The organism is Acidisphaera sp. L21, assembly GCF_009765685.1.
In the GTDB taxonomy this organism is placed as follows: domain Bacteria; phylum Pseudomonadota; class Alphaproteobacteria; order Acetobacterales; family Acetobacteraceae; genus LMUY01.
In genome coordinates this window covers 1,630-7,793 of record NZ_LMUY01000149.1, presented here as the reverse complement: position 1 = coordinate 7,793, position 6,164 = coordinate 1,630, and the positions used below count along the sequence as shown (strand labels likewise).

At 57.6% G+C, this 6,164-nt stretch carries 5 protein-coding genes and 1 pseudogene; 4 read left to right on the top strand and 2 right to left on the bottom strand.

All coding sequences use genetic code 11. The features are described from left to right. Positions 1 to 328 precede the first annotated feature (328 nt). Together GSQ76_RS28395 and GSQ76_RS28390 are read left to right on the top strand one after the other, a co-directional pair. Entirely contained in the window at positions 329 to 1,123 is a 795-nt protein-coding gene (locus GSQ76_RS28395) for an alpha/beta fold hydrolase (protein WP_254070691.1), read from the top strand. A 33-nt stretch (positions 1,124 to 1,156) separates the two neighbouring features. Further along, on the top strand, positions 1,157 to 3,163 hold the full coding sequence (locus GSQ76_RS28390) for a PAS domain-containing sensor histidine kinase (RefSeq protein ID WP_216851342.1): 2,007 nt from the start codon (positions 1,157 to 1,159) through the stop codon (positions 3,161 to 3,163). A gap of 202 nt (positions 3,164 to 3,365) precedes the next feature. Here the strand turns inward: GSQ76_RS28390 and GSQ76_RS28385 are convergent, their stop codons facing one another. Both GSQ76_RS28385 and GSQ76_RS28380 read right to left on the bottom strand, forming a co-directional pair. Further along, positions 3,366 to 3,731 (bottom strand): DUF3140 domain-containing protein, encoded by a 366-nt coding sequence (locus tag GSQ76_RS28385; RefSeq protein ID WP_158747446.1) that lies wholly within the window; start codon positions 3,729 to 3,731, stop codon positions 3,366 to 3,368. Continuing rightward, positions 3,724 to 4,236, bottom strand: coding sequence for a hypothetical protein (locus tag GSQ76_RS28380; RefSeq protein ID WP_158747445.1), 513 nt, complete (start codon positions 4,234 to 4,236; stop codon positions 3,724 to 3,726). Before GSQ76_RS28380 ends, GSQ76_RS28385 begins: the two co-directional genes overlap by 8 nt. A 1,154-nt stretch (positions 4,237 to 5,390) precedes the next feature. On the opposite strand from GSQ76_RS28380, the gene GSQ76_RS28375 reads away from it, so the two are divergent. Both GSQ76_RS28375 and GSQ76_RS31480 read left to right on the top strand, forming a co-directional pair. Further along, the gene (locus GSQ76_RS28375; RefSeq protein ID WP_158747444.1) at positions 5,391 to 5,636 is read left to right on the top strand and encodes a hypothetical protein; all 246 of its coding nucleotides are present in this window, start codon (positions 5,391 to 5,393) and stop codon (positions 5,634 to 5,636) included. Positions 5,637 to 5,885: 249 nt separating this feature from the next. Further along, positions 5,886 to 6,164 (top strand): annotated as a pseudogene (locus tag GSQ76_RS31480) (hypothetical protein); the annotation flags it as partial.

Below are 6,164 nucleotides of genomic sequence, written 5' to 3'. Positions count from 1 at the left end.
CTCAGACGCAATGCAAGGCTTCAAAAGAGATAGCCGTCGTGATAATACTCAATCCCGCGTGCTAAGTCATCAGGTTACGTTGCCTTATAATGCGCAGCCATGATTTGATTGTGGGACTACGGATCATCACTAGACCTGAGGATGGCTAGTCGGAACCTATCACTCCGTGCCGCCGGTATGACCTTCGTACGTTGCATGATTGGTGGACGTCGAGCAGCCTGCGTCGCAGAGCGCCATGATTGGCGGCTAGGCCACAGTCATCGCCGTTAGGTGGCTATTGTCGCCGACATACCTTTGGTAGATCAAACCGTGTCTTTGGAGACGAGCGTTGAGCCCCCTTTTGAGAAACAATGTGCGTGTGACGGGCTCCGGCATGCGGACGATCGTTTTCGGACACGGCTTTGGCTGCGACCTTAATGCCTGGGCCGACGTTGCGCCGGCCTTTGAAACTGAAGCCCGCGTCGTCCTCTTCGATCACGTAGGGGCAGGCCTCTCCGACCTTTCTGCCTACGATGCCCTCAAATATGGGCACCTAGAGGGATACGCCCAGGATGTCATCGAGATCGCCTCGGCACTGGTGCTCCAGGACGCCGTCTTCGTAGGTCACTCTGTTTCGGCCATGATCGGCATGTTGGCAGCCATCAAGGCGCCCGGCCTATTCGGTGCGATGGTCATGGTTTGCCCGTCGCCACGCTACGTTGATGACTTTCCATATGTCGGTGGCTTTTCGCGGGCCGACATTGACGATCTGCTGGAGGTTCTGGACGCCAATTTTCTCGACTGGTCTAGGGCGACCACACCTGCAATCATGGGCAATGCCGAACGGCCTGAACTTGCCCGTGCGCTAGGTGACAGCTTTTGTCGGACGGACCCCACCATCGCCAAGGCGTTCGCCCGGGTGACCTTCCTGTCCGATGTCCGCGCCTCGCTGCCGCTCCTCGACTTGCCAACACTGATCCTCCAGACACAGGCGGACATGGTAGCGCCCATTGAAGTCGGCGAGTACATGCATGTCACCCTGCCCAGCAGCGAACTCGTCCTGATGGAGGCGACCGGGCACTGCCCGCATATGAGCGCGCCGGGCGAGACGATCGCCACAATCAAACGCTTCCTTGCCAACTAGATGCCATCAACAAACGAGGCCGATCCGTCCGCCTTGCCCGAGGAGACGCTCGACGAACTCTACGAGCACGCACCTTGCGGCTACCTGACCACCACAGTCTCTGGAACGATCGTACGCGCCAACGCAACTTTTCTGGAATGGCTTGGTCGGACGCGGGACGGGGTGATCGGCCAGCGCGTGCAGGCATTGCTCACTGCAGGCGCACGGATATTCTATGAGACTCACTGCGCTCAGGTTCTGCGCCGCGACGGCCTCGTCAGGCAGGCCGCCCTGGACCTGAGCCGAGCGGATGGGAGCAAGTTGCCCGCACTCATCGAATGGCGTCCAATGAGGAACGCGGAAGAGGTACTGATCGGACTTCGCGTGCTGGTCGTTGATGCTACGGACCGCCGCTCCTACGAGCGCGAATTGATCGCCGAGCGCGAACGCGCCCAGGCGACTGCAGAGGCGCTGCGGGAGCTGAATGAAACCCTTGAGCACAGGGTAGAGGAAAGGACCCGCGAGCTACACGACACCAAGGATTTCGCGCGTCTTGCGCTGCAGTCCGTCGGCGGAGTGGGCGTTTGGACATACGATGTTGCATCCGACCGGTTCGTCTGCGACGACAACATAGCGGAGCTATACGCGCTGGAATCAGGTCGCGGCGCCAAGGGCTTCAGCAGCGCGGAGTTCCTGCAGAACCTACACCCTGATGATGACCTGAGCCTTCGAAAGACAATGAGCGGCGGTCTCGTCAACCCAGGCGACCTGGAACAGGAATACCGCATCCGCCATGCCGACGGCTCCGTCCGCTGGGTTCTGTCGCGAGGACACACCTACTTTGAGGACGGTAAGCCTATTCGCCGGACCGGCGTGGGTGTCGACATGACGCAGCAACGTCTTCTTGAGGAGCAGTTTAGGCAGGCGCAGAAGATGGAGGCAGTGGGCCAACTCACGGGTGGGCTGGCGCACGACTTCAACAATCTCCTGGCAGGTATTTCTGGCGCGCTGGAAATGATGGAAACCCGTATCAGCCAGGGGCGGTTGGCGGATGTGGATCGATACATGGTCGCGGCGAAAGGCGCCTCGCGCCGCGCCGCCGCTCTGACGCATCGGCTTCTCGCTTTTTCTCGCCGCCAAACGCTTGATCCCAAGCCGACGAACGTGAACCGTCTCGTCGCCAGCATGCAGGATTTAATACAGCGCACGGTGGGCCCCGCCGTCCTGATCGAGGTCGTCGGCGCTTCTGCCCTATGGTCCGTGCTGGTGGATCCGCCCCAGCTGGAAAATGCACTTCTAAACCTCTGCATCAATGGACGTGACGCGATGCCAAATGGCGGCCGCATCACCATCGAGACCGCCAACAAATGGGTGGATGCGCGCGCAGCGCGCCAACATGATATGCCGGAAGGGCAGTATCTCTCGCTATGCGTGACCGACACCGGCGTTGGTATGAGTGCTGAACTCATCTCACGCGTCTTCGAACCTTTCTTCACGACTAAACCCCTTGGCGAGGGAACCGGGTTAGGGTTGTCAATGATCTACGGGTTTGCGCGCCAGTCGGGCGGGCAGGTCCGTGTTTACTCTGAGGTCGGCCAGGGCACGACAGTGTGCATCTATCTTCCACGTCATCACGGCGACGCTCTGGAGGACGAAGGCGAGGTGGTACTACCAGTTTTACCACGCGCCAAAGAGAGCAAAACTGTTCTCGTGGTTGATGATGAGCCAACAGTCCGCATGCTGTTGACCGACATCCTGGATGACCTCGGCTGCACATCAATCGAGGCTGCTGATAGTATGGCGGGTCTTAAGATCCTTCAGTCGAACGTGCCTATTGATCTTCTAGTCACAGACGTCGGCCTCCCCGGCGGGATGAACGGCCGCCAGATGGCAGATGCCGCACGCGTTACACGTACGGCACTAAAGGTTATGTTTATCACCGGCTATGCCGAGAACGCAGCTATTGGAAATGGCCATTTAGAACCAGGCATGGCGGTTTTGACAAAGCCATTCGCAGTCGACACGATGGTAGCACGGATTCGGTCAATGATGGAAATTTAGGCTTCATCACGACCAACGAATGAGTGTCCGTGTCGTTTCCTCCGCATGCCGCGCGCTTCCAAGCAACCCGATTAAGAATGTGTCAGAGGCTTCGGACCGCGGCAAGCAGGCTGATGAGGCCTAACGCATTGAGCTGCCCTGCTCTGAATGGACATCATTCAGCATCTTGCAACATCCTCTGGTTTACTGGAGTTGGCAGCACCTACTTCATGGGGTCATGGCCCCAGTTCATCAATGATTTACGCCAACGAGAATCCTCAACTTCGCCATGAGGACGTTGCTTGAGATGCCTGTGCACATAGCCAATGACCTTCTTCATCGCCGTGTAGTTGTCATCGCTGAGGTCGGCCGCCTTTTTTGATTGCAGGCCTAGAATGCGACGGCCCATATCGTGACCGACCGCTTCATGCGTGCCGGGCTCTGTAACCTTATCGCCTTCGTGGGTCATACCAACGCTTTTGCTTTCGGAGCCGCTGAGCCAGATCTTCAAGGACCTGGGTGTCATGTTCACCACCGCGTGGAACTCCAAGGCGATATTGTGATGTTGATCTAGCTTTCCTTCAGCCATGGGCAGCTACTGCTTTCTCAAGCTCGGCTTTCTTCATCTTCGAGCGCCCCGGAATTTTCATCTGGCTAGCCTGCCGCAACAGGCCGGCGCGCGTAGTATTCTCGTGTCCTGCTTTGCGATCGTGAGCGGTCTTCTGGGCGATATCCGTCGGCTGTGCAGAAAATTGCTTTTCTTTGGCCGAATCCGCGCGCTTCTTAGCAGTTGTCCGCTCGTACTCGGTCTTACTGAGATGCTCACGCGCCTCTTTAGGCAGATAGCGCTCTCCTGTTTTACCGCTCTCCTTACCAGACTTGGTCCCGCATTCTTCTTTGGTCCAGGTTGACAAGTGGTTGTCAGTCGTTTTGGCGCCCTTATAACTTCCGCCGTCCTTCTTGTACTCCTGAGTTGCCATTTGTGCTTTTCGAGCCGACCATTGGCCAGGCTTTCCACCTTTGTCACTCGATGTGACATTCTTCTTGACCTTCTCCCAGAGCTGCGGGTCCGTCTTTTCTGCTGTTGCTGCCATAGCACACCTCCGCAGAGGCAACATCGTTTGGGAGCGGCAGTTTTCAGATGCTACAACGGTAAATCGTCACATCTATTGAGGTGCCGGCAGTGAAGAGCGCGGCCATACTTCGCCCCGGCTTGCCCCCCTCAGCACCGCCTGCTGGGTAAAGGCCGATTCGACAATTGCACTTCTCGTTTAAAAAGCAGTGCCCGACGCTATGTCAGATAGGATCCAAGCGACCAGGTCTTACCCGGCATTGTGGTTGCACCAGAGGAGCCATTACGCGGGACATTCTGCCGAAACCAATGTGGTGAGATCGGGTTGTGGTTGATTGTAGCCTCGGGAGATTAGGATGTCGGATGACAAGCAGCACTGGCCAGGTCGCGATCAGGGTGTGCCACCGCCGCCGTCCAAAGAGGATGTTGATCAAATCAGCGAGGATCAAAAGCTTATAGCGGACGAATGGGCACCGGCGCCGCCACCTTCGGCGTCGAAGCCGACACCAGCTTGAAGCCGGCAGCCAGCTCGCCGCCTTGGCACAGTTCGATCTGCGGGCTGGCTCCGATCAGGAGTTTGCACGAATGACGGGCAATCACCTCATCGTCATCTCGGGTGGGACTGGCGACCTAGGTAGGCGAATTGCGACCGTTCTAAAGCAGCCGCCAAGTGCCTTTCCGTGTTCTCGTGCGACCAGGCAGTTCATCTGCCAAATACGCAAGCCTGAAGGCGGCATACTGGGACAGTGCCGATCAACCGCTCGACTTTACGACCAAGGATGATGTGGCAGACTACGGCTCGGAGGTGGCGCTCGACGATGCGGCACCACGGTTCCTGCGTATAGCCGGTGCGTCGGTGAGCCGGCGCCAGCTTGCAGGCATCATGACGGAAATCACTGGAGAGAGGTTTGGACTGTGGCAGGCTGGCGGGATTTGGACTGCTGAGCGCGATTATCCGCGTTGCTCGTGCGGTAACCCCAGGTGGAGATGCAGTCTTTCCCATGTGGCAGGGCATGGAGTATCTCCGCGACATGGCAAGCGGTCGTGGCAAGTTGGACCCGCTGGATAACGATCGCTACGGCACGAGGTACTGGACGTCCGCACGTGACGTGCTTGACCCTCAACACAGAACCAACGGGTTAGATAGCGTAGAAAGGGAAGGGGGAACATCACGGCATGAACGACAAGATAAAAATAGCAGTCGGCATAAACGAGATGACTATCGTCTATGATATAAAACCTTCTCGCAGCGATACGCACTTCACGGTCAGGATCCGAACTGCCAAAAACGCCCACATTAATGTCCCCATCAACTTTTCCGACGTCAAGGCGCTTCATGCCTGGCTCGCAAAGCGCATCCTTGATGCGGACGAGCCAAGGGATGAGGTTGCCGAAAACCAGCTAGACATGTTTCAACTTTAGCAGGGTCTTCGAAGCTTTGCCGCATCATTGCGGCGCACAATATCGCAGCTGTCCTTGACCATCCTCCCCAACGCATTCGCCGACAGCTCTAGCGTGCTTCACACATGAGTCTCTGTCAGACCCGTCGGTAAGCCAGGGGTCTTGTCGACCGGCTCCGCCGATTGTCCTGATCGGATCGGATCGGATCGGATCGCTTCGCGGCCATCGGCTACGATGGATGGCTGATAGGACGACGCATTCCTGAAGCATTTGGCTCAAGCAAGCACCTGCGATATATGGCAAGGCGATAAAAACCAGCAGGCCGGCGCGTCGTTTATCTCGGGGTTGTCCGCAGGAATACACATGAGCCAAACAAAGCCGAGTGCTATCGATATTGGCCGAGTTGAGGCTGGTCACGTCGTGTTTCCAGAGTGGAAAGGCGCGGCAGATCGGCCGTCGCCGCCACTTGCGGCTCCCATGCCACCCGATAAACGCGTTGGTTTTGCGATCGCGGGGCTAGGCAGGCTCAGCCTCGAACAGATCATGCCC